The sequence below is a fragment of the Geodermatophilus sp. SYSU D00710 genome, assembly GCF_054050195.1.
This window is the reverse complement of record NZ_JBJGYX010000037.1, coordinates 20135-44721: the sequence shown is the minus strand read 5'-3', so window position 1 is coordinate 44721 and position 24587 is coordinate 20135. Positions and strand designations below refer to the sequence as shown.

Sequence of the window (24587 nt, the reverse complement as noted above, 5' to 3'; positions counted from 1 at the left end):
CCCACCACGCCCCCCCCCCCCGCCCCCCCCCCCCCCCCCCCCCCCCCCCGCCCCCCCCCCCCCCACCCCCCCCCCCCCGCCGCCACCGGGGCGGCGGCGGCTCAGGCGGCGTCGTCGGCCCGGACGCCGTCGGCGAACAGCTGCCGGGACACCACGCCGGTGTCGGGGTTGTCGGTGAACATCCCGTCGATCCCGGTCGCCCAGAACGCCAGGTGCTCCTCGATGGCGCGGCCGTAGTCGGCCGGGTCGTCACCCTCGCGCAGGTCCGTGGGCAGGAACTGGTTCTCGTTGCGGAAGGTGTAGGGGTGGACGAGGAGCTCGGCGGCGTGCGCGTCGTCGACCAGGGACGTGGGCTCGCCCAGGCTGCCGTCGGGCAGCCGCGGGACGACCTGGTTCTTCTCCGGCCCGACCCCGTCGGCGTAGCTCCCGATCTCCGCGAGGCCCTCGGCGGTGGACAGGTCGGCGTAGGTGCGCGGGTCACCGGCGGCCACCAGGTCGTAGGGCGCGCCGCTGGCCGAGAGCAGCTGCACCAGCGGCACGTCGACGACCTCGTCGAGCTCGCGCAGGTGCGCCGTCTCGAACGACTGCACGAACACCGGCGAGCGGCGCCGGTCCAGGCCGGCCTCGTCCAGGTCGGCGACCAGCGGCTCCTCCAGCGACAGGTCGATGGAGTCGAAGTAGGTCGGGTGCTTGGTCTCGATGTACACGCCGATCTCCCGCCGCAGCTCCCGGCTCAGCCGCTCGCGCAGTGCGAGGACCTCGTCGAGGGTGGGCACCTGGTACAGCCCGTCGTAGAGGGTGTTCTCCTCGCGCAGCTCCGGCAGCCGCTCCACCGCGCGCAGGCCGCGCAGCTCCTCGAGGGTGAAGTCCTCGGTGAACCAGCCGGTCAGCTCGATGCCGTCGATCACCTTGGTGGTGCGCCGGTCGGCGTACTCCGGGCGCTCGGCGACGTCGGTGGTGCCCGAGATCTCGTTCTCGTGCCGGGCGACCAGGACGCCGTCGCGGGTGCTGACCACGTCGGGCTCGATGTAGTCCGCACCCGTGCGGGCGGCCAGCTCGTAGGCGGCCAGCGTGTGCTCGGGGCGGTACCCCGACGCTCCCCGGTGGCCGATGACGAGCAGGTCGCCGGCACCGTCGGCGCGCCCGCCGTCGGCGGGTCTGCCCTCGGACTGCCCCGGCGGGGTGGACGGCGGTGCCGCCGCGGCCGGCGCGGCCGGCGCGAGCAGGACGGCGGTCAGCGCGACGACGGCGCCGGTGCGGCGACGCGACGGGACGGGCACGGTTGCCTCCGCGGGCTCGCACCGGCGCCCCTCGCCGGCGGCCCGTCAGGGACCCCACCCGGTCGAGGTGGACGGCCCGCCGACGGCCCGGCGAACACCCGGTGAAGCCGGGGCCGCGGGCTACCCGGCCGGCGCCAGGCTCCGGGCGAACCGCGCGATGTCCGCGACGGTCGCGTCGTAGACGTCCCCGACGGCGGTCTTGAAGACCAGCTCGCCGGCGTGGGTGAGCCCCAGGTTCACCCGGCCGATCGTCGGCACGCCGGCGGCCTGGAGCCGGCGGTAGTAGGCGATGCCCTCGTCCCGCAGCGGGTCGAGCTCGTTGACGGTGACCACGTGCGGCGGCATCCCGGTCAGGTCCTCGACGGTGGCGAAGTAGGGCCAGGCCAGCGGGTCGCGGCGGTGCCCGTCGGCGGGGTCGTAGGTCGACACCAGGACGTCCATCATCGCGGTGTTGAGGAACCAGCCCTCGTTCTCCACCAGCGAGGGCAGCTCGGCGCGCTTGGCGTCGTCGTCCCAGCCGTAGCCGCCGGAGATGTAGGGGACCGTCGCGTAGACGCCGGCGATCGCGTCCAGGCGGCCCTCCCGCTTGGCCAGCAGCGCCGACGCCAGGCACAGGTTCGCCCCGCCGGACTCCCCCTGCAGCACCAGCGAGGTCATGCCGAGCTCGCCGCGGTGGGCGTCGAGCCAGGTGAGCGCGTCGGCGCAGTCGTGCAGCCCCGTCGGGAACGGGGCGTGGCCGTCGGTGCTCACGGCGTTGCGGAAGTCGACGGCGACGACGACCAGGCCGGTGGCGGCGAGGTCCTCGCACCAGCGGGTGTGCAGCCGGTTGTCGCAGTCGAGGATCGTCATGCCGCCGCCGTGGAGGTACACCAGCCCGGGCAGCGGCTGCCCCTCGGTGCCGGCCGGCCGGAAGACGTACAGCGGGATCGCGTTGCCCCCGCGGCCCGGGGCGGTGTGCGTGGTGCGGGTGACGTCGTCGCGGTGGGTCTCCTCCTGCGCGACCGCGGCGTAGAGCTGCTCGAAGGCGTCGTGGGCACCCCGGACGAAGGCCAGCCGGTCCTCCAGCGGCGCGTCGCGTGGGAGGGGCGGCGGCGCGGCCTGGGCGTCGAGGCCGTACCGCGCGAGGGCCTCGCGCAGCCGGCGGTCGGCGCGGTCGTCGGTGCGGTACTCGGCGGCGGGGTCCCCCAGCCGGCCGGGCAGCGGGGTGCGGGTCGTCGGGTCGGACGTCGTCGTCACGGTTCCTCCTGGGCGGTTCCGGGGACCGGCCGCGGCCGCGGGCGCCGTCGGGGAGCACCCGGGGTGGGGCAGCCGTCGTGCCGGCGACCGTAGTGGTGTGGATCACACCGGTGCCAGGTCTCCGTCGGCGGATCGCGACGGAACCGGCCCGTGACGGACCCGTTATGTGGCCCTACGGTGTCCGGACCGGCCCGCCGCGGGCCCTCGAGGAGGAGATACGTGCGCACACCCCGGACAGCCCTGACCACCGCCGCGCTCGTCGCCACGACCGCCCTCGTCGCCGGAGCCGCCCCGGCCGCCGCCGCCCCCGGTGCGCCGGGCGAGCCGCGCTACACCGACGGCAGCACCTCCGGCGGGGACCCGTACTTCCCGGCGGCGGGCAACGGTGGGTACGACGTCCAGCACTACGACCTCGGGCTGTCCTGGTTCCCCGGGGCGACGCCCGCGGAGGGCCGGCTCGACGGCACCGCCGTGATCACCCTGACCGCCACGGCCGACCTGGCGAGCTTCTCGCTGGACCTGCGCCGCCTGGCGGTGTCCTCGGTGCAGGTCGACGGCAAGCCCGCCCGCTACGAGCAGCTGCCACCGGACGAGAACGGCCTCGGCGGCGAGCTGGTCGTGCAGGCGGCGCCGAAGCTCAAGGCGGGCACGACGCACGAGGTCACCGTCGTCTACAGCGGCAACCCGGGGCGCCCCACCGACCTCGAGGGCTCGCTCTACGGCTGGGTGACCTTCGCCGACGGCGTCCTGGTCGCCAACCAGCCCGACGGTGCACCGACCTGGTTCCCGGTCAACGACGTCCCGACGGACAAGGCCACCTACGACTTCCGGATCACCGTGCCCCAGGGCAAGACGGCGATCGCCAACGGTGAGCCGGTGGGGCAGCCGGTGACCGTGGACGGCCGCACCACGTTCACGTGGCGCGCCTCCGACCCGATGGCCAGCTACCTGGCGACGGCGTCGATCGGCGACTACACCGCGAGCACCCAGGTCGGGCCCGGCGGGCTGCCGATCCTGAACTACGTCGAGACCGGGCTGACCCCGACCCGGCGGGCCACCACCGAGGCGAGCCTCGCGCTGCAGCCGTCGATGATCGACTACTTCGACGACCTGTTCGGGCCCTACCCGTTCACCTCGTTCGGGGCCATCGTCGACGACGACACCGTCGGCTACGCGCTGGAGACCCAGACCCGGCCGGTCTACTCCCGCCAGGCCTCGGAGAGCACCGTGGCGCACGAGCTGGCCCACCAGTGGCTGGGCAACAGCGTCAGCCCCGAGCGGTGGGCCGACATCTGGCTCAACGAGGGCTTCGCCACCTACGCCGAGTGGCTGTGGTCCGAGGAGCAGGGCCGCGAGACCGCCCAGGAGCTGTACGAGGGCGTGTACGCCATCCCGGCCGACGACGAGTTCTGGTCGGTCGTCGTCAGCGACCCGGGCCCCACCGGCCTGTTCGCCGCTGCGGTGTACGACCGCGGCGCGGCCACCCTGCACGCCCTGCGGAACGAGATCGGCGACGACGCCTTCTTCGTCCTGCTGGAGCGGTGGGCGACCGAGAACGCCGACAGCACGGTGACCACGGCCGACTTCGTCGCGCTGGCCGAGGAGGTCAGCGGGCAGCAGCTCGACGGCTTCTTCACCGACTGGGTGGTCACCCCCGAGAGGCCCGTCGGCTACTGAGCCGACCGCCGGGGGCGGGCAGGATCGGCGTCATGCCCGCCCCCGGCACCCCGCTCGAGCACCTCGGCGTCCTCACCATCGGCTCCTTCGACCCGGCCGAGCCCCGCGCCGGCCACGAGGCCACGCTGCGGATGGTCGAGCTCGGCGAGCGGCTCGGGTTCGACAGCGCGTGGCTGCGCCACCGCCACCTGCAGTACGGCATCTCCTCGCCGGTCGCCGTCCTGGCGGCGCTGACCCAGCGGACGTCGCGGATCGCGCTCGGCACCGCCGTCACCCCGCTGGGCTGGGAGAACCCGCTGCGCCTGGCCGAGGACCTCGCCACCGTCGACGTGCTCTCCGGCGGCCGGCTCCAGCCCGGGGTCAGCGTCGGACCGCCGATGCACTGGGACGACGTCAAGGCCGCGCTCTACCCCGACACCGCCGACGTCGAGGACTTCACCCACACCCGGGTCGAGCGGCTGCTGCGGCTCGTGGCGGGCGAGCCGGCCGCCTCGTTCTCCGGGCGCGAGGGGGTCGTCGAGGAGTGGTCGGACCGGGTGCAGCCCCACTCCCCCGGCCTGCGGGGCCGGATCTGGTACGGCGGCGCCAGCACCCGCTCAGCACGGTGGGCCGGGCGGGCCGGCACGAACCTGCTGACCAGCAGCGTGGTGAAGGCCGAGGACGACCGCACCGACTTCGCCGCCATCCAGGCCGGGCAGATCCGCGCCTACCGGGACGCCGGCGGCACCGGCCGGGTGTCCCAGGGCCTGGTCGTCATCCCGACCGACGGCGCGACGCCCGAGCAGCGGGAGCGCTACGCCGCCTACGTCGCGGCCCGCACCCCGCGCACCCGGAGCCCGCAGGGCCCGGCGCGGCTGCTGTTCGCCGCCGACCTGCTGGGCACCGCCGAGCAGGTCGCCGAGGCGCTGTACGCGCACGAGGGGTTCCGGGAGGTCACCGAGGTGGTCTTCGCGCTGCCGTTCAGCTTCGCGGAGGCCGACTACGAGCAGATCCTCACCGCCCTCGCCACCCGCCTGGGCCCACTGCTGGGCTGGTCACCCGCGACCTGACCCCGCGCGCGGGACGGGCACCGACCAGGCGCCGGCCGCCACCCGCCAGGTGCGCGCCGGCACCGGCGGCAGCAGGTCGCCGTCGGCGTCGAGGGCGACCGGCTCGCCGGACACGGCCACCTCGCGCCCGCGGACGCGGACGACGTCGTCGCGGTCGAGGTGCCGCCCCGCGGTCAGCGCCAGCGCGTAGGCGGCGCGGGCGGCGGGGCCGGTGGCCGCGCTGACCACGACGTCGGCCAGCCCGTCGCCGGGGTCGGCCCTGGGCGCCAGCGCCGTCCCGCCGCCGATCGTCGGCCCGTTGCAGACGCCGACCACGAGCAGGGGCGTGCGGCCGTCGGCCGCCCAGCCGTCCGGCGCGGTGACCACGGCGCCGTCGACGGTGACCCGCAGCCGGTGCTCGGCGCCGGCGAGCCCGGCGACGGCGGCCCCGATGGGGTAGGCCAGCGCGCCGAACCGCTCCTTGAGCCCGGCGGCCTCGTCCGCGGCGCGCACCCCGATGCCGGCGTGCACGGCGTTGACCACCACGCCACCGGCGTCGTCGCGGAGCAGGTCCAGCCGCCGCGGGTCGCCGCCGAGGACGCACCGCGCGGCGCCGGCCGGGTCGTCGGGCAGCCCGAGTGCGCCGGCGAGGTCGTTGCCGGTGCCGAGAGGGACGATGCCGAGGGGATCGGCCGGGTCGAGCGCGCCGGCCCGGTCGAGCGCGGCCACGACCGCGTGCACCGACCCGTCGCCACCGGCCACCACCAGCCGGCGGCCCGCGCGGCCGGCGACGACCCGGTCGAGGTCGGCGGCGTCGGCGGTCGCCGCGACCTCGACGTCGGCACCGGCGCGCAGCACCTCCAGCGCCCGGGCCAGGCGCTCCTCGTCGGCGCTCCCGGCGCTGCGGTTGGCCACCACCAGCAGGTCCACGACAGGCACCCTCCCAGCCCGCGCGCCGCCCCGGTGCGCCCGGGCAGGATCGCCACCGTGACGAGCGACGTCGACGACGTGGTGGCCGGCCTGCGGCGGCGCGGGAGCCTCAAGTGGACCCGCCACCCGGAGGCGCTGGGCGCGTGGGTGGCCGAGTCCGACCTCGGGACGGCGCCGGCGGTGACCCGGGCCCTGCAGGAGGCGGTCGGCCGGGGCCTGTTCGGCTACCTGCCCGACTGGCTGGCCGACGACGTGGCCGGGGCCTGGTGCGGCTTCGCCCGCGACCGCTACGGCTGGGCGGTGCCGCCGGAGCGGGTACGGCCCCTGCCCGACGTGCTGGCCGGGCTGGCCGCGGCGATCACCCACCTGTCCCGGCCGGGCTCGCCGGTGGTGCTGCCGACGCCGGCCTACATGCCCTTCCTCGAGGTGCCGCCGGCGCTGGGCCGGGAGGTGCTCGAGGTGCCGATGGCCCGCGACGGCGACCGGTACGTCTACGACCTCGACGCGCTCGACGCCGCCTTCCGCGCCGGAGGGCACCTGCTGGTGCTGTGCAACCCGCACAACCCGATCGGCCGGGTGCTCGAGCCCGCCGAGATGCTCGCCGTGGCCGAGGTCGTCGACCGGCACGGCGGGCGCGTCTTCTCCGACGAGGTGCACGCGCCGCTGGTCTTCCCCGGCCACCGGCACGTGCCCTACGCCTCGCTCGGCGACGTCCCGGCCGCGCACGCGGTCACCGCCACCAGCGCGTCGAAGGCGTGGGACCTCGCCGGGCTCAAGTGCGCGCAGCTCGTGCTCTCCAACGACGCCGACGCGGCGACCTGGGCGCGGGTGGGCCACCCCGTCGAGCACGGCGCCTCGACGCTGGGCGCGGTGGCCAACGCCGCCGCCTACCGCGACGGCGTCGCCTGGCTCGACGACACCCTCGCCGTCCTCGACCGGCACCGCCGGCTGCTCGCCGACCTCGTGGCCGCGCACCTGCCCGGGATCCGGTACCGCCCGCCGGAGGGCACCTACCTGGCCTGGCTGGAGGGGTTCCCCGTCGACGCGCCCGGTGACCTGCTGCTCGCGGAGGCCGGCGTGGCGGTGGTCGACGGCGCCCGGTGCGGCGCCGCCGGCCGGGGCGCGGTGCGGATGGACCTGGCCACGCCCGAGCCGGTGCTGGCCGCGGTCGTCGAGCGGATGGCCGCCGCACTGGGCTGAGGTGCTCACCGGCGGGGTCGCGTGACGAAGTGCTCTGGTGGCGGCCGGGGGTCGGCTGCCAGGGTCCCGCAGGGACCACTTCACACGGGAGGGGTCGCGACCGTGATCGACGAACGGGTGGAGCGGGCCCGACAGCGGTGGAACGCCGGGGACCTGCCGGGCTACCTCGAGGTGTACGCCGAGGACCTGCGACTCCACGGCATGGAGCCCGACCCGATGGACAAGCCGACCCTGGCCGGCTTCTACCAGCAGTTCTGGTCGGCTCTGGGGGCACCTGGGCGGCCGAACCCGCAGTTCGACCTCCACGAGCGCCTCGTCGACGGCGACCTGTTCAGCTGCCGCTTCACGGTGTCCGGCGAGCACCGGGGCGACTTCATGGGCGTGCCCGCCACGGGCCGGCCCTACGAGCTCTCGGGCATCACGATCATGCGGTTCCGCGGTGACCAGGTGGTCGAGCGGTGGACGGCCGCCGACTTCCTCGGCCTCATGGTGCAGCTGGGTGCCGTCCCCGCCCCGGCCTGACGCGCGTCCCCGCCCCCGGGCCGGTCGTCAGCAGGAGCGCAGGTCGGCCTCCACCGCCTCGGACGCCTTGCGGGCGGCGATGAGCACCGGGTCCCAGACCGGGGCGAACGGCGGCGCGTAGGACAGGTCCAGCGACAGGATCTCGTCGACGGTCATCTCGTTCCAGATGCAGATGGCGAGGGCGTCGATCCGCTTGCCGGCGGCCTCCTTGCCGACGATCTGGGCGCCGAGCAGCCGTCCGGTGCGCCGCTCCGCGGTCATCTTGACCCGGATGGGCTTGGCACCCGGGAAGTAGCCGGCCTTGGTGGTGGAGTCGACGGCGGCGGTCACGAACTCGTACCCGGCCTCGCGCGCCTCCTCCTCGGCCAGCCCGGTCCGCGCGGCCTCGATCGAGCAGGTGCGGGTGATCGCCGTCCCGATGACGCCCGGGAAGGTGGCGTAGCCGCCGCCGATGTTGATGCCGGCCACCCGGCCCTGCTTGTTCGCGTGCGTGCCCAGCGCGACGACGACCCGCTGCCCGGAGAGCCGGTGCACCGACTCCACGCAGTCGCCGGCCGCCCACACGCCCGGCGTCTGGGTGCGCATCTGCGCGTCGACGGCGATGCCGCCGGAGGTGCCCAGCGGGATGCCGGCCTCCTCCGCCAGCCGCACGTTGGGGCGCACGCCCAGGCCGAGGACGACCAGGTCGGCGGGCAGTTCCCGGCCGCTGCCGGTCACCACCGCCCGGGCCCGCCCGTCGGGGCCGACGTCGATCGCCGCGACGCCGTCGGAGAGCACCAGCTCCACGCCCTCCTCCCGGACGGCGTCGGCGATGTACCGGCCGACGTCGGGGTCGAAGGTGCCCACCGGCGTGGCCGACCGGTCGACGACGGTGACGTCGAGGCCGCGCTCCCTGCACGCCTCGGCGATCTCCAGGCCGATGTAGCCGCCGCCGACGACGACCACCCGCCGCACCCGGCCGCTGTCGAGCTCGGCCCGCAGCGCGACGCCGTCGTCGAGCACCTGGACGCCGTAGACGCCCTCGGCGTCGATGCCCTCGACCGGCGGGCGCATCGGCACGCTGCCGGTGGCGTACACCAGGTCGTCGTAGGGCTCGGTGCCCTCGGTGCCGGCGTCGAGGTCGCGCCAGTGCACGACGCCCTTGTCGGTGTCGATGCCGACGACCTCGGTGCGCATGCGGACGTCGAGACCGTTGGCGCGGTGCTGCTCGGGCGTGCGGGCGACCAGGTCGGCCTCGCGCTCGACGGCGCCGGAGATCCAGTACGGGATGCCGCAGGCGGAGTAGGAGGTCGCGCGGCCGCGCTCGAACAGGACGACGTCGAGGTCGGGACGCCGCTTCTTGGCCTGCGACGCCGCGCTGCCTCCGGCGGCGTCGCCACCGATGACGACCAGTCGGGTGCTCACCCCCGCAGGCTAGGACGGTGGGCGGCTACAGGCTCACCGCGACGGTGGCGGCGAGTTCCCGCGCGGCCTCGAGGTCGTCCGCGGTGGGCGGTCCGGTGAGCGACAGCGGCGCGGCCACCTGCTTCCACCGCAGCGCCCCGGTGACCGTGCCGATGGCCTTGAGCGCGCCGGCGGTGTCGTCGCCGCCGTGCACGTAGACCCCGTAGGGCAGGCCGACCGTGGCGTCGAGGCACGGGTAGTAGACGGTGTCGAAGAAGTGCTTGAGCGCCCCGCTCATGTAGCCGATGTTGGCCGGGGTGCCCAGCAGCACGCCGTCGGCGGCGAGCAGGTCGGCCGGCCCGGCCGAGAGCGCCGGGCGCACCTCGAGCTCGACCTCCTCGACCAGCGCCGCGCCCTCGCGCACCGCCTCCAGCACCGCCTGCAGGTTCGGCGAGGGAGTGTGGTGGACGACGAGCAACCGCGGCATGCCCGCCATCGTGCCCCCGGTGCGCGCCCCGCCCGGGGGTGCGGCAGGGTCGGGGCCGTGTTCGAGGGACTCCACCACGTGCAGCTGGCCATGCCGCGCGGCGAGGAGGCGGCCGCCCGCGCCTTCTTCGCCGGCGTGCTCGGGATGACCGAGGTGGACGAGCCGCCGGTGCTCGCCGCCCGCGGCGGGGCGTGGTTCCGCTCGGGCGGGCTCGAGCTGCACCTCGGCGTCGAGGACGACGTCGGCCCGGCCCGCAAGGCCCACCCGGGGATCCTGGTCGCCGACCTCGACGAGGTGGTCCGGCGGCTGGCGTCGGCCGGGCAGGACGTCACCTGGGACGCCGACTTCCCGGGCTTCCGCCGGGTGTACGCGCACGACCCCTTCGGCAACCGGCTGGAGTTCCTGCAGCCGGAGTGAGGGCCGGCGCCGCGAGGTCGCCCCCGTGTCGACCTGCGGCGGTCTCAGCCCTCCGGAGACCGCACCAGGTCGACATCCGGCGCCCGTCGGGCGGCCTCGGCGACGCCCCGGTCGACCGACGGGAGGGCAGGATCGCGGTCATGGCGACCAACCCCCGGATCGGCCCGGTCGAGCGGGCCACGAAGCGGACCTGGGACGAGTGGCTCCGCTTCATGGACGCGATCGGCGCGCCGCAGCTCGACCACCGGCAGATCGCGCTGCGGGTCTACGAGGAGCTCGGCGACACCGTCGAGCAGCGCGGCTGGTGGACCCAGTCGGTGACCGTCGCCTACGAGCAGCACATCGGTCGCCGGATCCCGGGGCAGCGGTCCGACGGCACGTTCCAGACCAGCGTCAGCCGGTCGACGCCGCTGGGCATGGCCGAGCTGATGGAGCGGTGGCGTGCGTTCGCCGACGGGGACGCGGCCGTGCAGGAGGTCGTCGCCGGCGCGGACGTGAGGGTCAGCGGCACCGACCGGCGCACCACGTGGCGGACGAGGGCCGCGGACGGCTCGTCGGTCGTGGTCACCAGCGAGCCGAAGGAGCACGGGACGGCGTCGCTCGTGGCGACCCAGGTCGGGCTGCCGACCCTCGAGGCGAACGACGCGGCGCGCGAGCGCTGGACGGCGGTCCTCGAACGGTTCCTGACGGGGGTGCGGCCGGGCCGCTGAGCGGCGCGTCGAGTGGTCGTCACCGGTCGTCACGTCCGGAGCACGTCCCGGCGGCCCACGCCGTCGCGCGGCCCTCCCGGTGGCCGGGGAGCCGCACCGGCGACCCCGGACGTGGTCCGGCGCCGAGCGACGCGCCAGGCTCGTCGGCACTGCGGACGTCGACGGATCCGGGCAGCCGGAGGTGGGCCGTGCCCCGAGTGGCGATCGTGACCGGCGGGAGCTCGGGGATCGGGCGGGCCCTGAGCGCGGCCCTGGTGCGCCGGGGTGACGAGGTGGTCCTCACGGGCACCGACGGTGCGGCCGCGGCGCGGGTGGCGGAGCAGCTCACCGCGAGCGGGCCGGGAGCGGCCTCGGCGGCCGCCGTGGACGTGCGGGACGCGGCGGCGGTCGACGCCCTGGTGACCGACACCGCGGCGCGGCACGGCGGGCTGGACCTGCTGGTCAACAACGCCGGCGTGGCGATCGCCGGGCCCGTCGAGGAACTGTCCCTCGCCCACTGGGAGCGGGCCATCGACGTCAACCTGCGCGGTGTGGTGCACGGCGTGCAGGCCGCCTATCCGCTGATGGTGCGGCAGGGACACGGGCACATCGTCAACGTCGCGTCCGTCTCCGGGCTGCTGCCCAACCCCGGCTTCGCGCCCTACGCCACGACGAAGTGGGCGGTGGTCGGGCTCTCGCTGGCCCTCCGCGGCGAGGCCGTCTGCCGCGGGGTGCGGGTGAGCGTGGTCTGCCCCGGTGGGGTGGACACCCCGCTCCTCGACAAGGGCATGCCGCGCGACCTCCCGCGGGTGCCCACCGTCGAGGCGGTCGACCCCCGGACGGTGATCACCAAGCTGAACGGAGGCCACCTGTACGACGCGGACGCCCTGGCCGCCCACGTCCTGCGCGGGGTCGACCGCGACCGGGCGATCATCGTCGCGCCCCGGTACGCCCGGGTCGCGTGGCGCCTGATGCGCCTCTCCCCGTCGTCGTTCATGCGGCTCGGGCAGGTGCTGGTCACCCGTGACGCGGACCTCCGGGCGGCCATCTGCGGGGCGGTGCCCACGTCCACGACCGATCCGGCGGGGAGTGCCCCGACAGCCGGCTGACGCCCACGACGTCAGGAGGACCGTGCCGTCCTGCCGGGCCGCCCGTGAACGGCCCGGCAGGCCGGCCGGCTCAGGAGCGCTGGCGGTCCGACGAGCGGTACCTGCCGAGCTGCGACTCGGAGTACTCGCCGGCCTCGTCGTCGAAGACCATCGGCCCGATCCGGCTGCCGGGGGCCACGACGGCCTCCCGGCCGGTGAAGTCGTACCGGTACGTCCAGGTCCCGAACTCGTCGACGATCGTGCCGCTCCGACGCTCGCTGTAGGTGTCCCCCACGCCGGTCCACGTGATCGACACCGGCGGTGCCGAGGTCGAGGTCTCCCCGTGCCCGCTGCCCACCGCGAGCGTCCCGGTGAGGGTCGCCGTCGTGTACTTCCGGTCCATGGTGAAGGTCACCTGGCCGCCCTCGACGAAGCGGACGCCGAGGAGCCGGCAGGGGCCGTCCTCGGGCGCCGGCTCGCCGTGCCCGCCGCCGGGCAGGTAGGGGGTCACACCGTCGTCGCACTCGACGTCGGACACGGAGCCGAACACCGACGCCCGGCCGTTGCCCAGGTCGTCGACGAACAGGTCGCCGAAGTGGGCGTTGCCCGGGGCGCCGGCGGCCGGCGGGAGCTCCCCCACCTCGAGCCACGTGACCGAGGCCGTGGTGCCCGAGGTCTTGGAGAAGAAGAGGTCACCGGCCAGCGCGGGCGACGGGGCGACGACGACGGCGAGGGCCGCCGCGGAGACGGCGACCGTCCCCAGACGGCGCAGGGTGGAGGCGGACACGCAGACCTTCTCTCGGTAGCGCACGGCCGGGCCGTGCGGGGAGGGCGGGACGCCCGGCGGGCGCCCCCGGATCGGGACGAGGGGGAGTCAGCGGCGGGTGCGGATCCGCCGCAGGACCAGGGCGCCGACCTGCTCGCCCTGGACGAGGCCCGCCTCGATGGCGTGTGGGAGGTGGATGCCGCCGTAGAGCCGGGAGTCCGCGGCCTCGCGGGCGGCGTCGCCGAAGGACGCGAAGGTGCGCGGGGCGTGCCCACGGACGTCGTGCGACCGGTCCGTGAAGGGGAAGGTGCCCAGCCGGTCGGTGAGCACGGCGGCCGCCGCCGGGGACGCGACGCTGTGCCCCGACGTGTGCTCCGGGAACTGCGGGCTGTTGACGTACGTGCTCCAGCCCGGGTCGATGTACCGGTTCACGTAGGTGACCGGCCGCAGCAGCTGGTACCGGTACTTCCACGTCCAGCAGTTGAGGAACGCCTCGTGCAGCGCGATGCCGGTCATGGCGAGCGTGTCCAGGGCGACGTCGAGCCGTGCGCCGCGCAGCGCGAGGGCCTGCGTGGCGATGAGCATCCAGTGGCCGGAGGGCAGACCGGTCGGCGTGCCGCGGGGCGGTGTGGACGAGCCGGGGTTGTCGGTCCAGAAGCGGGCGATGGCCCGGTGCTCGTCGGTGTTCGCGGCCGACTGACGGTGGACCGCCGCCGCCTGGGCGTGGAACGCCGATCCCGGCTCGGTGGAGAAGGGCAGGGGCGGCTCGGGCTCGACCTCGTCGGCGCTGGTGAGGACCATCGGGCGCACCTCGGACCAGTAGGGCTCGACCGCCGGACGGAAGTTGGGCGGCGTCGAGACCCAGTGCCAGGGCTCGGTGGCGGGAGGCGTGTAGAGCCGGCCGAGGGTCCCGGCGTGGCCGTCGGCCGCGATCCACGGCGCCAGGTGTCCCGCGACCGCCCGCCCGTGCGCCGTGGACGCGTCGAGCGCCCGCTCGGGCACCCCGGTGGCGCGCCGCCGGGCCAGTGCGTCCGCCTCGGCCGCGTCCAGCCGCTCCCGGGTGCCGGTGCCGGTGAAGGGCAGCACCTGACGGAGCACGGCCGCGGCCGACGTCACCACGGCGGCCGGCCAGTCGACCGGCGCGGCCAGGGGGCGCGGTGCGGGCACCGGCAGGTCCCGCAGCTGACCGCCCAGGGACCGGTGGGCGGGCATCCCCCGGACCCCGGCCTCGTACATGGCGATCGCCGTGTGCGCGTAGGTGCGGGCGGCGGCCGGCGGGCTGAGGTTCTCGGCCAGCACCAGGTCGTAGGTGGTCTGCAGCCAGCTCAGCGCCTCGTCGGCCGCGTGCCCGGCGACCGTCGCGCCGCCGGGACCGGGGACACCGGCCGGCGCCGCGGCGGCGGTCCGCGGGAGCGCGACCGCGGCCGCTCCGGTGCCGAGCGCCGCGAGGAGCACCTGTCGTCGGGACACCTGACCGGGCATGGCACTCCTCCGCGGAGGCGAGCTCTCCCGGTTCCTCCGGTGTGCTCCTCCGTGATCGAATCGTGACGGAGAGCACACAGATTGGGGAACTGCGGCGTCCCGACGTTATCGATCCGTGATCCTGTGACCACGGACGGTCATGGCGGCAGGCAGCGCGAATCGGCCCCGGTCCGGAGGAGGGGCCGGCGCCTCAGGCGACGCCGAACAGCAGCGCGCCGGCGGCGAACAGGGGCAGTGACACGAAGAGGAAGACCCCGACCCCGGTCAGCACCCCGCCCTCGGAGCCGTGGTCGTCGAGGGCGGGCCCGTGGCCGTACTCGTAGCCGTGCGCCCGGGTGAACACCGCACCGCTGGACAGGCCGAGGGCGCCGGCGGCGACCATCAGCGTGACGGCCAGCGTCCGCACGAACCCGCTCCCCTGGAGCGCCGACCACAGCCCCGCGACGACCAGCGCCATCCCGGTGGTGGCCAGCAGCGCCACCAGTGCCTGCCGCAGTCCCCGGACGACGACGTCCATCCGCGAACGGTAGTGCGGCCGTGCCGCCCGTGGCGGCGTTGCCGTCGCGCCGCCCGTGGACCCTGTGAGCGCTTGTGGAGCGAGCGCTCCACTATGCTGCCGGGGTGCCCCGGCCCCGCGTCCACGCGTCCGAGGCGGTGCTCGACGCCGCCGAGGAGCTGCTCGTGGCGGAGGGCCGCGCGCAGCTCACCGTCCGCGGTCTGACCGCCCGGTCGGGAGCGTCGAACGGCAGCATCTACCACGCCTTCGGCTCGCTCGAGACGGTCGTCGCCGCGGCCTGGCTGCGCCGCGCGCAGCAGTTCCTCGAGCTGCAGCGGACGGCGGTGGCCGAGGCCGGCGGGGACGGCCGGCGGGCGGTGCAGGCCGCCGCCGACGCCCCGGCCCGTCTCGCCGGACTGGACCTGCGGGCGGCACAGCTGCTGTTCCGCCTGCAGCGCGACGACCTGCTCACCGACGCGGTCGCGCCGGAGGTCGCCGACGCGCTGCGCGCCCTGGACGCCGCGCTGCTCGACACGCTGCGCCTGCTGGCCCGCGGCGTGTGGGGCCGCGACGACGGCGCCGCGGTCGGCGTCGTCACCGCCTGCGTCGTGCGGCTGCCGACCGCCCTGCTGCTCCCCGAGATCCGCGCGGGCCGGGTGCGCCCGCACACCCGCGCGCAGCTCGCCGCCGCCGTCGCCGCCGTCGTCGACTGCGGCCCGCCCGCCTGACCCCGACCCGAGGAGCCCCCGGTGCCCACGCTCGACCGCCACGACGACGTCTTCGTGCTCGACCTCGGCGACGACGAGAACCGCTTCTCCCCCGGCTGGCTCGACGAGCTCGACGCGGCCCTCGACGAGGTCGAGGGCACCGCGGGGCCCCGTGCGCTGGTCACCGCCGCCACGGGCAAGTTCTTCTCCAACGGCCTGGACCTCGCCTGGCTGGCCGAGCACGCCGACCAGCGCGACGCCTACGTGGCCAGGGTGGAGCGGCTGTTCGCCCGGGTGCTGGTCCTGCCGGTGTTCGGGGTCGCGGCGATCCAGGGCCACGCCTTCGCCGCCGGGGCGATGCTGTCCCTGGCGCACGACCAGCGGGTCATGCGGTCCGACCGCGGCTTCTGGTGCCTGCCGGAGATCGACATCGATCTCCCGTTCAGCCCCGGCATGTCGGCGCTGGTCCAGGCCCGGCTGACCCCGCAGACGGCGCACGTGGCGATGACCACCGGCCGCCGCTACGGCGGCACCGACGCCCTCGCCGCGGCGATCGTCGACGGTGCCGTCGGCGAGGACGCCGTCCGCTCCTCCGCCGTCGAGATCGCCGCCGCGCACGCCGGGAAGGCCGGCCCCGTCCTCGGCACGATCAAGTCCCGCCTGTACGCGCCGGCCCTGGCGGCACTGCGGCCGCCGCCGGCGGGCCAAGCCCCCCGCCGCGGTGCACCGGCGGGCACCTGACCGGGCGGGACCAGGCTCCCCGCGCCCCGCCACGGCGCCGTGGTGGGCAGCGCCCCAGGACGCCGCGGCGGCGGCTCGGTGCGGGTGACTCAGTCGAAGACGACGACTCCTCGGATGTTCTTGCCGGCCTTCATGTCGTCGTAGCCCTCGGCGACCTGGTCCAGCGTGTAGGTCCGCGTGACGAGCTCGTCGAGCTTGAGGGTGCCCGCCACGTACTGGGACAGCAGGTTGGGGATGTCCCACCGCGGGTTGCACCCGCCGAAGAGGGCGCCCTGCATTCGCTTCTGGAACACCGTGAACATCGTGGGGCTGATCGGGATGCCCGAGTTGCGCATGCTCCCGGTGCCGGTGAGGACGACCGTGCCGGCCTTCCGGATGGACATCGCGGCCTCGGCGATGTGGTCGCCGGTGGTCACGCCGACCGCCACCACCGTGGCGTCGGCCCCCTGGCCGTTGGTCAGGGACCGGGCGAGCTCCGTGGCCTCGGCCATGGTCGCGGCCGTGTGGGTCGCGCCCAGCTGCTTGGCGGTCTCGAGCTTGAACTCGACCGGGTCGACGGCGATCACCGCGCGGGCGCCGATGGCCCGGGCGGCCTGCACGCTGTTGATCCCGACCCCGCCGACACCCATGACGATGACCACGTCGCCGTTCCGGGCGTCGGACATGTTGGTGACCGACCCCCACCCGGTGGGGACGCCGCAGGCGACGAGCGCGGCCTTGTCGAGGGGCAGGTCGGGGTCGATCTTCACCACCGACCGGGCGTCGACGACGGTGTGCTCGCTCAGCGCGGCGAGGCCGTAGGCCTGGGCCACCGGCCTGCCCTGGTAGGACATCCGGAAGCTGCTGGGGTCCTCGATCCGCGCGCCGGAGAACAGCCGCCCGCCGAGGTCGCAGAGGTTCTGGTGGCCGGTGGAGCACATCCGGCACCGCCCGCAGACCGCGATGAAGGTGAGCACCACGTGGTCACCCTCGGCCCAGCCGCGGGTGTTGGGGCCGACGCCGACGACGACGCCGGCGCCCTCGTGACCGCCGGCGAGGGGCAGCCGCATGGGCGGGGCGCTCCCGGGCGGGACGTCGTGGTCGTCGGTGTGGCACAGCCCGACGGCGGCCATCCTGATCAGCAGCTCGCCCTCGCGGGGTTCGTCGAGGTCGACCTCGCCGACCTCGTACCGGCCGGGCTGCGTGTGGAGTAGGGCACTGCGTGTCTTCACGGCTGCTCCTTGCTGGGCATCCGGGGGGATGGGGAGGGCCACACTGAGGAACCGGAGAGTATCGACGGACACCCGGACAGGGGAGTGGTCAGCCACGCACAGCAGCGAGCAGCTCGGCGCGGGCGTTGGCCAGCGAGGGGCCGTACCAGGTCAGCGCTCGCCCGGAGACCAGCGCCGACCGCACGCCGGGTAAGGCCTCGGGACCGTCGTCGACGGTGAACAGGTAGGGCTCGTCGGGCAGCAGGACGACGTCGGGTCGGGCGGCCAGGACGTCGGCGACGTCCACGTGCGGGTAGCGGTCCTCCCCCGCGCCGAAGACGTTGACCAGCCCGAGCCGTGCCAGCACGTCGCCGGTGAAGGTCCGCGGGCCGACGACCATCCACGGGTCCCGCCAGACCGGGACCGCGCACCGCAGCGGAGGCTCGGGCGCCGGCTCCGCCCACGCGCGCGCGGCGTCCGTCAGCCACGCGGGCTCCGGCACGTCCAGCGCCTCGGCGAACAGCCGGCGCATCGACGCCAGCGCCTCCTCCACCGACTCGATCACCGTCACCCACACCGGGATCCCGGCCGCCCGCAGCCGGTCGACGTCGAGCCGCCGGTTCTCCTCCCGGTTGCACACGACCAGGTCGGGGGCCAGCGCCGCGATCGCCGCCCGGTCCGGGTTCTTGGTGCCCCGGACGCGGGCGACGTCGAGGCCGGCCGGGTGGGAGCACCAGTCGGTGGCGCCGACCAGCCGGTCGGGCACGGTCACCGCCAGCGCCTCGGTCAGCGAGGGCACCAGCGACACCACCCGCCGGGCGGGCCCGGTCAGCGGGACCGGCTCCCCCAGGTCGTCGCGCAGCACTAGACGTTGCGCCGGTACTGCCCGCCCACCTCGAAGAACGCGTCGCTGATCTGGCCGAGCGAGCACACCCGGACGGCGTCCATCAGCGCGGTGAACACGTTGCCCCCCGACGTCGCCGCCTCCTGCAGCGCGGCCAGCGCGGCGGGCGCCTCGTCGGCGTGCCGGGCCTGGAAGTCGGCCAGCCGGCGCAGCTGCGACCGCTTCTCCTCCTCGGTGGCCCGGGCCAGCTCCAGCGGCTTCGGCGGGGCCTCGTCGCGGTTCGGGTCGAGGAAGGTGTTGACGCCGACGATCGGCAGTGACCCGTCGTGCTTGCGGTGCTCGTAGAGCATCGACTCGTCCTGGATCCGGCCGCGCTGGTAACCGGTCTCCATCGCGCCCAGCACGCCGCCGCGCTCGGCGATCCGGTCGAACTCGGCCAGCACCGCCTCCTCGACCAGGTCGGTGAGCTCCTCGACGACCGCCGACCCCTGCAGCGGGTTCTCGTTGCCGGCGAGGCCCCACTCCCTGTCGATGATCATCTGGATCGCCAGCGCCCGGCGCACCGAGTGCTCCGACGGCGTCGTCACGGCCTCGTCGTAGGCGTTGGTGTGCAGGCTGTTGGCGTTGTCGTAGATCGCGCACAGCGCCTGCAGGGTGGTGCGGATGTCGTTGAAGTCCATCTCCTGCGCGTGCAGCGACCGGCCTGACGTCTGCACGTGGTACTTCAGCTGCTGCGAGCGGGCGTTGGCGCCGTAGCGGTCGCGCATGGCCACGGCCCAGATCCGCCGCGCCACCCGGCCGATCACCGTGTACTCGGCGTCCATGCCGTTGGAGAAGAAGAAGCTCAGGTTCGGCGCGAAGTCGTCGATCGACATCCCGCGGGCCAGGTAGGCCTCGACGTAGGTGAACCCGTTGGCCAGCGTGAACGCCAGCTGGCTGATGGGGTTCGCCCCGGCCTCGGCGATGTGGTAGCCCGAGATCGACACCGAGTAGAAGTTGCGCACCTGGTGGGCGATGAACCACTCCTGGATGTCGGCCATGCAGCGCAGCGCGAACTCGGTCGAGAAGATGCAGGTGTTCTGGCCCTGGTCCTCCTTGAGGATGTCGGCCTGCACCGTGCCGCGGACGGTCGACAGCACCCAGGCGCGGATCTCCTCGGCCTCGGCGGCGTCGGGCTCGCGGCCCTCCTCCTCGCGGAAGGCGTCCAGCCGCTGCTCGATCGCGGTGGTGAGGAACATCGCCAGCACCGCCGGCGCCGGGCCGTTGATGGTCATCGACACCGACGTCGTCGGGGCGCACAGGTCGAACCCGTCGTAGAGCACCCGCATGTCGTCGAGCGTGGCGATCGAGACCCCCGACGTGCCGACCTTGCCGTAGACGTCGGGCCGCGGGTCGGGGTCGCGGCCGTAGAGGGTGACCGAGTCGAACGCCGTGGACAGCCGGGTGGCCTCGTTGCCGGCCGACAGCACCCGGAACCGCCGGTTGGTGCGGAACGCGTCGCCCTCGCCGGCGAACATCCGCGCCGGGGCCTCCCCCGACCGCTTGAAGGGAAAGACGCCGGCCGTGTACGGGAAGGCGCCGGGCAGGTTCTCCCGCCGCAGGAAGCGCAGCAGGTCGCCGTGGTCGGTGGTGCGCGGCAGCGCCACCCGCTGCACCTTCGTCCCGCTCAGCGTCTCGCGGGTCAGCGGCGTGCGGATCTCCTTGCCGCGCACCGTGTAGACGTACTCGTCGCCGGAGTACTGCTCGACCCGCGCCGGCCACTCCTCCAGCAGCGTGCGCACCTCGGGCAGCAGGTCGCGGTCGGCGGCGGCCGCCGCCTCGCGCGCGGCCTCGGCGGCGTCCCCCTCGAGCACCTCCGTGGCGGTGGTCAGGTGTTGCCGGCGGCGCACGAGCGCGGCCTGCTCCTCGGTGACCCGGTGGTGTGCGCGGACGGCGTCGGCGACCTCGGCCAGGTACCGCGCCCGCGACGACGGGACGACGCTGGACAGCCCGGTCGAGGCGCGCACGTCGACCCGCGGCAGCACGCCGGCGCCCGCGGGCAGCCCCTTCTCCACGAGCAGGCCGAGCAGGTGCTGGTAGAGCGCGGTGACGCCGTCGTCGTCGAACCGGGCGGCGCTGGTGCCGAACACCGGCATCTGCTCCCACGGGGTGCCGAACGCCTCGCGGTTGCGCACCATCTGCCGGGCGACGTCGCGGCGGGCGTCCTCGGCACCGCGCCGCTCGAACTTGTTGATCGCCACGACGTCGGCGAGGTCGAGCATGTCGATCTTCTCGAGCTGGGACGCGGCGCCGAACTCCGGCGTCATGACGTAGAGCGAGACGTCGCTGAACGGCACGATCGCCGCGTCGCCCTGCCCGATGCCCGGCGTCTCCACGACCACCAGGTCGAACGCGGCGGCCCGGACCGCGGCGACGACGTCGTCGAGGTGCTCGGGGACCTGCGCGCCGGCGGTGCGGGTGGCCATCGAGCGGAAGAAGGTGTGCGAGCCCTCGCCGGACTCCAGCGCGTTCATCCGGATCCGGTCGCCGAGCAGCGCTCCCCCGCCGCGGCGGCGGGTGGGGTCGATCGCGATGACCGCGACCCGCAGCTTGTCCTCCTGGTCGCGGCGCAGCCGGCGCAGCAGCTCGTCGGTGAGCGAGGACTTGCCCGACCCGCCGGTGCCGGTGATGCCCAGGACCGGCACGGTGCGGCCCGCGGCGGCCTCGCGGACGCGGGCGGCGAGGTCGGCGTCGGCGCCGGCCTCCAGCACGCTGATCGCGCGGGCCAGTGCGCGGGGGTCGCCGGTGAGCAGCGCGTCGACGTCGGGCCGCTGCGCGGTGAGGTCGACGTCGCAGGCGCGGATCAGCTCGTTGATCATCCCGGGCAGGCCCAGCCGGGCGCCGTCCTCGGGGCTGAACACCCGCACGCCGCGCTCGGCGAGCAGCGCGATCTCCTCGGGCACGATCACGCCCCCGCCGCCGCCGAACACCTGCACGTGCCCCGCGCCGACCTCGGCCAGCCGCTCCTCGAGGTAGGTGAAGTACTCGACGTGCCCGCCCTGGTAGCTGGAGATGGCGACGCCCTGCACGTCCTCCTCGACGGCGGCCCGCACCACCTCGTCGACCCCGCGGTCGTGGCCGAGGTGCACCACCTCGGCGCCCTGGCTCTGCAGCAGCCGGCGCATGACGTTGATCGCCGCGTCGTGGCCGTCGAAGAGGCTGGCCGCCGTGACGAACCGGACGGGGTGGACGGGCACGTGCAGCTCCGCGGACGCCATGCCCGAACGGTAGGCGCGATTTAGTAGGACGTCCAACTACTCGTCGGTAGCGCTCCGCGCGTCGCCGGGGACGCGCCGCGCGGGAACCCCTCGCCAGCACCCGGGCGTGGTGTCAGAGTGCCCGCCGTCCCCGAACCGAACGGAGCACCTCCCCCATGGCCTTCCGCAACCTGATGGCGAAGCTCGGCGCCGGCAACGCCACCGTCGACGCCGTCGTCGACACCCCGGTCACCACCCCCGGCGGCACCGTCACCGGCACCGTGCACCTCACCGGCGGCCAGGTCGCCCAGGAGATCAACGAGCTCCGGGTGTCGCTGCAGGCCACCGTGGAGGTGGAGAGCGGCGACAACGAGTGGCGGGAGAACGTCACCTTCGGCACCGCGGTGATCGCCGGCGCCGGCCGGATCGAGGCGGGCGCCAAGGCCGCGATCCCGTTCAGCTTCCCGGTGCCCTGGCAGTGCCCCTTCACCACGCTCGACGGCTGGACGCTGCGCGGGGTGAAGATCGGCCTGCGCACCAAGGTCGACGTCCCCGGCGGGGTCGACCCCGGTGACCTCGACCCGGTCACCGTCGAGCCGCTGCCGGTCCAGCGCACCGTGATCCAGGCCCTCGCCGGTCTCGGCTTCACCTTCCGCGGCGCCGACGTCGAGAAGGGCCGCCTCGCCGGCAGCGACCTGCCCTTCTACCAGGAGGTCGAGTTCGCCCCGCCGTCGTCGCTGCGCGGCCGGGTCAACGAGCTCGAGGTGACCTTCCTGGCCTCGCCGCACGGCGTCGAGGTCGTCCTCGAGGTCGACCGCCGCGGCGGGCTGCTCACCGAGGGCCGCGACGTCGGCGGCCGGCTGCACTTCGGCCACCACGACACCGACGTCTCCGCGGTGGCCGCGCAGCTCGACGCCGCGGTGCGCCAGCTCGGCGGCCGGCGCGGCTGGTTCTGACGCTCGACCGCGGGACGGCGGCCGCGCGGCTGGAGGGGTTCCCCCGCCGCGCGGCCGGCCGTCCCGAGCTGCGCCAGGCCGCGGTCGCCGTCTGCGTCACCGGGCCGCCGGAGCGGCCGGCGCTGCTGCTGACCCGCCGCGCGGCCGGCCTGCGCGCGCACGCCGGCCAGTGGGCGCTGCCCGGCGGCCGGCTCGACGACGGCGAGACCCCCGTCGAGGGTGCGCTGCGCGAGCTGGCCGAGGAGGTCGGCCTGCACCGCGGCCCGGGTGACGTGCTGGGCCTGCTCGACGACTACGTGACCCGCTCGGGCTACGTGATGACGCCGGTGGTCGTCTGGGCGGGCGAGGTGGGCGAGCTGTCCCCCGCCGAGGCCGAGGTCGCCGCGGTGCACCAGGTGCCGCTGGCCGACCTCGACGTCGACCCGGTGCTGGTGGCCATCCCCGAGTCCGACGCGCCGGTGATCCGGCTGCCGCTGCTGGGCGGGTGGCTGCACGCCCCCACCGCGGCGGTGGTGCACCAGTTCTGCCAGGTCGCCTGCCGGGGCCGGCACACCCGCGTCGCCCACCTGGAGGCCCCGCCGTTCGCCTGGCGGTGAGCCGATGCGGCGGGCACTGCCGCGGGAGTGCCCGGGTGGGACCTCAGCGGCGGTGCCAGCGGGCGGCGCCGTAGGAGGCCAGCCCCAGCACGAGCCCCGACAGGATAGCGCTGCGCGGGCGCACGTCGCCGGTCGCCCGCGAGGTCCACACCGCCGCGGCGTCCAGGGCGGTCAGCAGCAACGCGACCTCGGTGGTCCGCCGCGCCTGCGGGGCCGGGGTCACCAGCAGCGCGGCGCCCATCGCGATGTTGCGGGCCGCGCCCAGCCGCACCAGCAGGGGCAGCGCGACGTCCCCGCGGGCGGCGTCGGGCCGCACGCCGAGGCTGCCGGCGATCCACCGCGGCGCGAACAGCGCCGCCGTCCCGACCCAGATCGACAGCGACCCGACCGCCGTGCGGGTGACGTCCCAGTCCCGACCGCTCACGCCGTGCCCTTGCCCGCGAACCGCCTGGTCGAACCGGCGACGAGCACGAGCACGAGGGCGAGGAAGGGCAGCGTGGCCCAGCTGGCCACGACGTCGCTGACCGTCGCCACGGTGAACGCCGCCGCCGACGGCGCGTCGAGCGGGCCGAGCACGCCGTCGACCCCCAGTGCCGCCACCGACGCCGGCACCGTGAGCAGCGCCGAGACCGCACCGCCGAGGACGACGCCCGCGAGCACCGTGGCCGGCGAGCTGCGCACCGCCCGCACCGCCGTCGCCGTCCCCCGGCCCAGCGCCCCGCGCGGGCGCACCCGGCCGTCGGTGGGCAGCCCGGTCAGCGCGCCGGTCAGCCACAGCTGGGCGAGCAGCCCGGTGCCGAAGCCGACGACGTCGACCAGCAGCGCGTGCCCGGCGCTCGGGTCGCGGTACACCAGCAACTGGCGGAGCACGTCGGGCACGGTGTTGACCAGTGTGACCGCCAGGGACAGCGCGTAGACCGGGCCCGCGTGCCGGCGCAGCAGCGCCAGGGCCTCCCGGACGGTGCCGCCGACGCTCACGCCTTCGTCGCGACGGCCTGGATCCAGCGGTCGCCGGCCGCCCGCCGCACCCGGGCGGGCGGCACCTCGAGACCACGCGACCGCAGCTCCGCCAGCAGCTGGTCGGTGGAGAACCGGTCGGCCGGGTGCCGGGAGACCGCGCGCAGCGCGGGCGCGTCGACGAAGCGGGCGGTCATCTCGGTGAGCGCCAGCTGCCCGCCGGGGCGCAGCACCCGGGCGGCCTCCGCCACGGCGGCCCGCCAGTCGGGGATGTGGTGCAGCGCGTGGAAGTCGACGACGAGGTCGACGCTCGCGTCGTCGACCGGCAGCGCGGTGGCGTCGCCCACCCGGAAGGTCACCCGGTCGGCGAGGTCGGCGCAGCGCAGCCGGGCGCGGCCGACGCTGGCCGGGTACAGGTCGAACGCCGTCACCTCGGTCGCGCCGAGCCGCTCGACGGCCACCCGGGCGCCCAGGCCGCGGCGGCCGGTGCCGATCTCCACCGCGCGGGCGCCGCGCGCGCCGAGCCGGCGCAGGACCGCGCCCTCCACCCGGTACCCGATCTCGTACCGGAGGCGGGAGTCCACCCACAGCCGGTTCGCGTCCACGTAGGTCGGCGGCACGGCGCGGCTGCCGCGCTGGTCGGGGAGCATGCCGCGCGGCTACCCCGTCCGCCGCGCGG

25 protein-coding genes are annotated in these 24587 nt (G+C 75.5%); 11 read left to right on the top strand and 14 right to left on the bottom strand.

The genetic code is table 11. From position 1 onward, the window contains the following. Positions 1-101: 101 nt before the first annotated feature. Both ACI78U_RS16600 and ACI78U_RS16595 read right to left on the bottom strand, forming a co-directional pair. Positions 102-1280 carry a glycerophosphodiester phosphodiesterase gene (locus tag ACI78U_RS16600; RefSeq protein ID WP_456876443.1) on the bottom strand — a complete coding sequence of 393 codons (1179 nt, stop codon included), beginning with the start codon at positions 1278-1280 and terminating at the stop codon, positions 102-104. Between the two features lie 120 nt (positions 1281-1400). Further along, positions 1401-2516: an alpha/beta hydrolase fold domain-containing protein gene (locus ACI78U_RS16595; protein ID WP_456876442.1), complete on the bottom strand. Its 1116-nt coding sequence runs from the start codon at positions 2514-2516 to the stop codon at positions 1401-1403. Positions 2517-2735: 219 nt separating this feature from the next. Between ACI78U_RS16595 and ACI78U_RS16590 the strand changes: the two genes are divergently transcribed. Beyond that, positions 2736-4193, top strand: coding sequence for a M1 family metallopeptidase (locus tag ACI78U_RS16590; RefSeq protein ID WP_456876441.1), 1458 nt, complete (start codon positions 2736-2738; stop codon positions 4191-4193). Between the two features lie 32 nt (positions 4194-4225). Then, entirely contained in the window at positions 4226-5242 is a 1017-nt protein-coding gene (locus tag ACI78U_RS16585; RefSeq protein ID WP_456876440.1) for an LLM class flavin-dependent oxidoreductase, read from the top strand. On the opposite strand, the gene ACI78U_RS16580 is transcribed toward ACI78U_RS16585, so the two are convergent. After that, positions 5228-6151: a diacylglycerol/lipid kinase family protein gene (locus ACI78U_RS16580; RefSeq protein ID WP_456876439.1), complete on the bottom strand. Its 924-nt coding sequence runs from the start codon at positions 6149-6151 to the stop codon at positions 5228-5230. The genes ACI78U_RS16585 and ACI78U_RS16580 overlap by 15 nt on opposite strands. A 57-nt stretch (positions 6152-6208) precedes the next feature. Between ACI78U_RS16580 and ACI78U_RS16575 the strand changes: the two genes are divergently transcribed. Together ACI78U_RS16575 and ACI78U_RS16570 are read left to right on the top strand one after the other, a co-directional pair. Further along, positions 6209-7351, top strand: a complete 1143-nt coding sequence (locus ACI78U_RS16575; RefSeq protein ID WP_456876438.1) for a MalY/PatB family protein — start codon at positions 6209-6211, stop codon at positions 7349-7351. 102 nt (positions 7352-7453) lie between these two features. Further along, positions 7454-7873 carry an ester cyclase gene (locus tag ACI78U_RS16570; RefSeq protein WP_456876437.1) on the top strand — a complete coding sequence of 140 codons (420 nt, stop codon included), beginning with the start codon at positions 7454-7456 and terminating at the stop codon, positions 7871-7873. A 27-nt stretch (positions 7874-7900) separates the two neighbouring features. Here ACI78U_RS16570 and ACI78U_RS16565 read toward each other — a convergent pair whose 3' ends face one another. Both ACI78U_RS16565 and ACI78U_RS16560 read right to left on the bottom strand, forming a co-directional pair. Beyond that, on the bottom strand, positions 7901-9277 hold the full coding sequence (locus tag ACI78U_RS16565) for an FAD-dependent oxidoreductase (protein WP_456876436.1): 1377 nt from the start codon (positions 9275-9277) through the stop codon (positions 7901-7903). Between the two features lie 25 nt (positions 9278-9302). Beyond that, the gene (locus ACI78U_RS16560) at positions 9303-9743 is read right to left on the bottom strand and encodes a flavodoxin family protein (protein WP_456876435.1); all 441 of its coding nucleotides are present in this window, start codon (positions 9741-9743) and stop codon (positions 9303-9305) included. 57 nt (positions 9744-9800) lie between these two features. On the opposite strand from ACI78U_RS16560, the gene ACI78U_RS16555 reads away from it, so the two are divergent. The 3 genes from ACI78U_RS16555 (at position 9801) to ACI78U_RS16545 (ending at position 11958) form a co-directional block, all read left to right on the top strand. Further along, positions 9801-10160 carry a VOC family protein gene (locus ACI78U_RS16555; protein WP_456876434.1) on the top strand — a complete coding sequence of 120 codons (360 nt, stop codon included), beginning with the start codon at positions 9801-9803 and terminating at the stop codon, positions 10158-10160. A gap of 140 nt (positions 10161-10300) precedes the next feature. Continuing rightward, positions 10301-10870, top strand: a complete 570-nt coding sequence (locus tag ACI78U_RS16550; protein WP_456876433.1) for a hypothetical protein — start codon at positions 10301-10303, stop codon at positions 10868-10870. Positions 10871-11058: 188 nt separating this feature from the next. After that, positions 11059-11958: an SDR family NAD(P)-dependent oxidoreductase gene (locus ACI78U_RS16545; RefSeq protein WP_456876432.1), complete on the top strand. Its 900-nt coding sequence runs from the start codon at positions 11059-11061 to the stop codon at positions 11956-11958. A 70-nt stretch (positions 11959-12028) separates the two neighbouring features. On the opposite strand, the gene ACI78U_RS16540 is transcribed toward ACI78U_RS16545, so the two are convergent. The 3 genes from ACI78U_RS16540 to ACI78U_RS16530 form a co-directional block, all read right to left on the bottom strand. After that, on the bottom strand, positions 12029-12724 hold the full coding sequence (locus tag ACI78U_RS16540) for a hypothetical protein (RefSeq protein ID WP_456876431.1): 696 nt from the start codon (positions 12722-12724) through the stop codon (positions 12029-12031). Between the two features lie 87 nt (positions 12725-12811). Further along, a complete protein-coding gene (locus ACI78U_RS16535) occupies positions 12812-14185 on the bottom strand; it encodes a vanadium-dependent haloperoxidase (RefSeq protein ID WP_456876430.1) in 1374 nt (457 codons plus the stop codon). Positions 14186-14375: 190 nt separating this feature from the next. Then, complete coding sequence (locus ACI78U_RS16530) at positions 14376-14702, bottom strand: hypothetical protein (RefSeq protein ID WP_456876429.1); 327 nt, start codon at positions 14700-14702, stop codon at positions 14376-14378. A 104-nt stretch (positions 14703-14806) separates the two neighbouring features. Between ACI78U_RS16530 and ACI78U_RS16525 the strand changes: the two genes are divergently transcribed. Further along, positions 14807-15409, top strand: a complete 603-nt coding sequence (locus ACI78U_RS16525; protein ID WP_456876428.1) for a TetR/AcrR family transcriptional regulator — start codon at positions 14807-14809, stop codon at positions 15407-15409. Positions 15410-15430: 21 nt separating this feature from the next. Then, entirely contained in the window at positions 15431-16129 is a 699-nt protein-coding gene (locus ACI78U_RS16520; RefSeq protein ID WP_456876427.1) for an enoyl-CoA hydratase-related protein, read from the top strand. Positions 16130-16218: 89 nt separating this feature from the next. On the opposite strand, the gene ACI78U_RS16515 is transcribed toward ACI78U_RS16520, so the two are convergent. The 3 genes from ACI78U_RS16515 to icmF form a co-directional block, all read right to left on the bottom strand. Continuing rightward, the gene (locus tag ACI78U_RS16515; protein ID WP_456876426.1) at positions 16219-17340 is read right to left on the bottom strand and encodes an NDMA-dependent alcohol dehydrogenase; all 1122 of its coding nucleotides are present in this window, start codon (positions 17338-17340) and stop codon (positions 16219-16221) included. Between the two features lie 88 nt (positions 17341-17428). Continuing rightward, on the bottom strand, positions 17429-18184 hold the full coding sequence (locus tag ACI78U_RS16510; protein ID WP_456876425.1) for a helical backbone metal receptor: 756 nt from the start codon (positions 18182-18184) through the stop codon (positions 17429-17431). Continuing rightward, a complete protein-coding gene (gene icmF / locus ACI78U_RS16505; protein ID WP_456876424.1) occupies positions 18184-21420 on the bottom strand; it encodes a fused isobutyryl-CoA mutase/GTPase IcmF in 3237 nt (1078 codons plus the stop codon). The genes ACI78U_RS16510 and icmF overlap by 1 nt, the downstream gene beginning before the upstream one ends. A gap of 155 nt (positions 21421-21575) precedes the next feature. On the opposite strand from icmF, the gene ACI78U_RS16500 reads away from it, so the two are divergent. Continuing rightward, positions 21576-22355, top strand: a complete 780-nt coding sequence (locus tag ACI78U_RS16500) for a sporulation protein (protein WP_456876423.1) — start codon at positions 21576-21578, stop codon at positions 22353-22355. Next, positions 22346-22951 carry an NUDIX hydrolase gene (locus tag ACI78U_RS16495; protein WP_456876444.1) on the top strand — a complete coding sequence of 202 codons (606 nt, stop codon included), beginning with the start codon at positions 22346-22348 and terminating at the stop codon, positions 22949-22951. The genes ACI78U_RS16500 and ACI78U_RS16495 overlap by 10 nt, the downstream gene beginning before the upstream one ends. A 43-nt stretch (positions 22952-22994) precedes the next feature. Here the strand turns inward: ACI78U_RS16495 and ACI78U_RS16490 are convergent, their stop codons facing one another. Genes ACI78U_RS16490 through ACI78U_RS16480 form a run of 3 tightly spaced genes read right to left on the bottom strand, consistent with a single transcriptional unit; the run spans position 22995 to position 24558 of the window. Beyond that, positions 22995-23375, bottom strand: coding sequence for a DUF4267 domain-containing protein (locus ACI78U_RS16490; RefSeq protein WP_456876422.1), 381 nt, complete (start codon positions 23373-23375; stop codon positions 22995-22997). After that, positions 23372-23929 carry a hypothetical protein gene (locus ACI78U_RS16485; protein ID WP_456876421.1) on the bottom strand — a complete coding sequence of 186 codons (558 nt, stop codon included), beginning with the start codon at positions 23927-23929 and terminating at the stop codon, positions 23372-23374. Before ACI78U_RS16485 ends, ACI78U_RS16490 begins: the two co-directional genes overlap by 4 nt. After that, a complete protein-coding gene (locus ACI78U_RS16480) occupies positions 23926-24558 on the bottom strand; it encodes a class I SAM-dependent methyltransferase (protein WP_456876420.1) in 633 nt (210 codons plus the stop codon). The genes ACI78U_RS16485 and ACI78U_RS16480 overlap by 4 nt, the downstream gene beginning before the upstream one ends. Positions 24559-24587: the final 29 nt, after the last annotated feature.

Coding starts and splice junctions, on each gene's coding strand:
- icmF (WP_456876424.1), bottom strand. CDS start 21,420: ATGGCGTCCGCGGAGCTGCACGTGCCCGTCCACCCCGTCCGGTTCGTC.
- ACI78U_RS16480 (WP_456876420.1), bottom strand. CDS start 24,558: ATGCTCCCCGACCAGCGCGGCAGCCGCGCCGTGCCGCCGACCTACGTG.
- ACI78U_RS16560 (WP_456876435.1), bottom strand. CDS start 9,743: ATGCCGCGGTTGCTCGTCGTCCACCACACTCCCTCGCCGAACCTGCAG.
- ACI78U_RS16500 (WP_456876423.1), top strand. CDS start 21,576: ATGGCCTTCCGCAACCTGATGGCGAAGCTCGGCGCCGGCAACGCCACC.
- ACI78U_RS16530 (WP_456876429.1), bottom strand. CDS start 14,702: ATGGACGTCGTCGTCCGGGGACTGCGGCAGGCACTGGTGGCGCTGCTG.
- ACI78U_RS16535 (WP_456876430.1), bottom strand. CDS start 14,185: ATGCCCGGTCAGGTGTCCCGACGACAGGTGCTCCTCGCGGCGCTCGGC.
- ACI78U_RS16550 (WP_456876433.1), top strand. CDS start 10,301: ATGGCGACCAACCCCCGGATCGGCCCGGTCGAGCGGGCCACGAAGCGG.
- ACI78U_RS16585 (WP_456876440.1), top strand. CDS start 4,226: ATGCCCGCCCCCGGCACCCCGCTCGAGCACCTCGGCGTCCTCACCATC.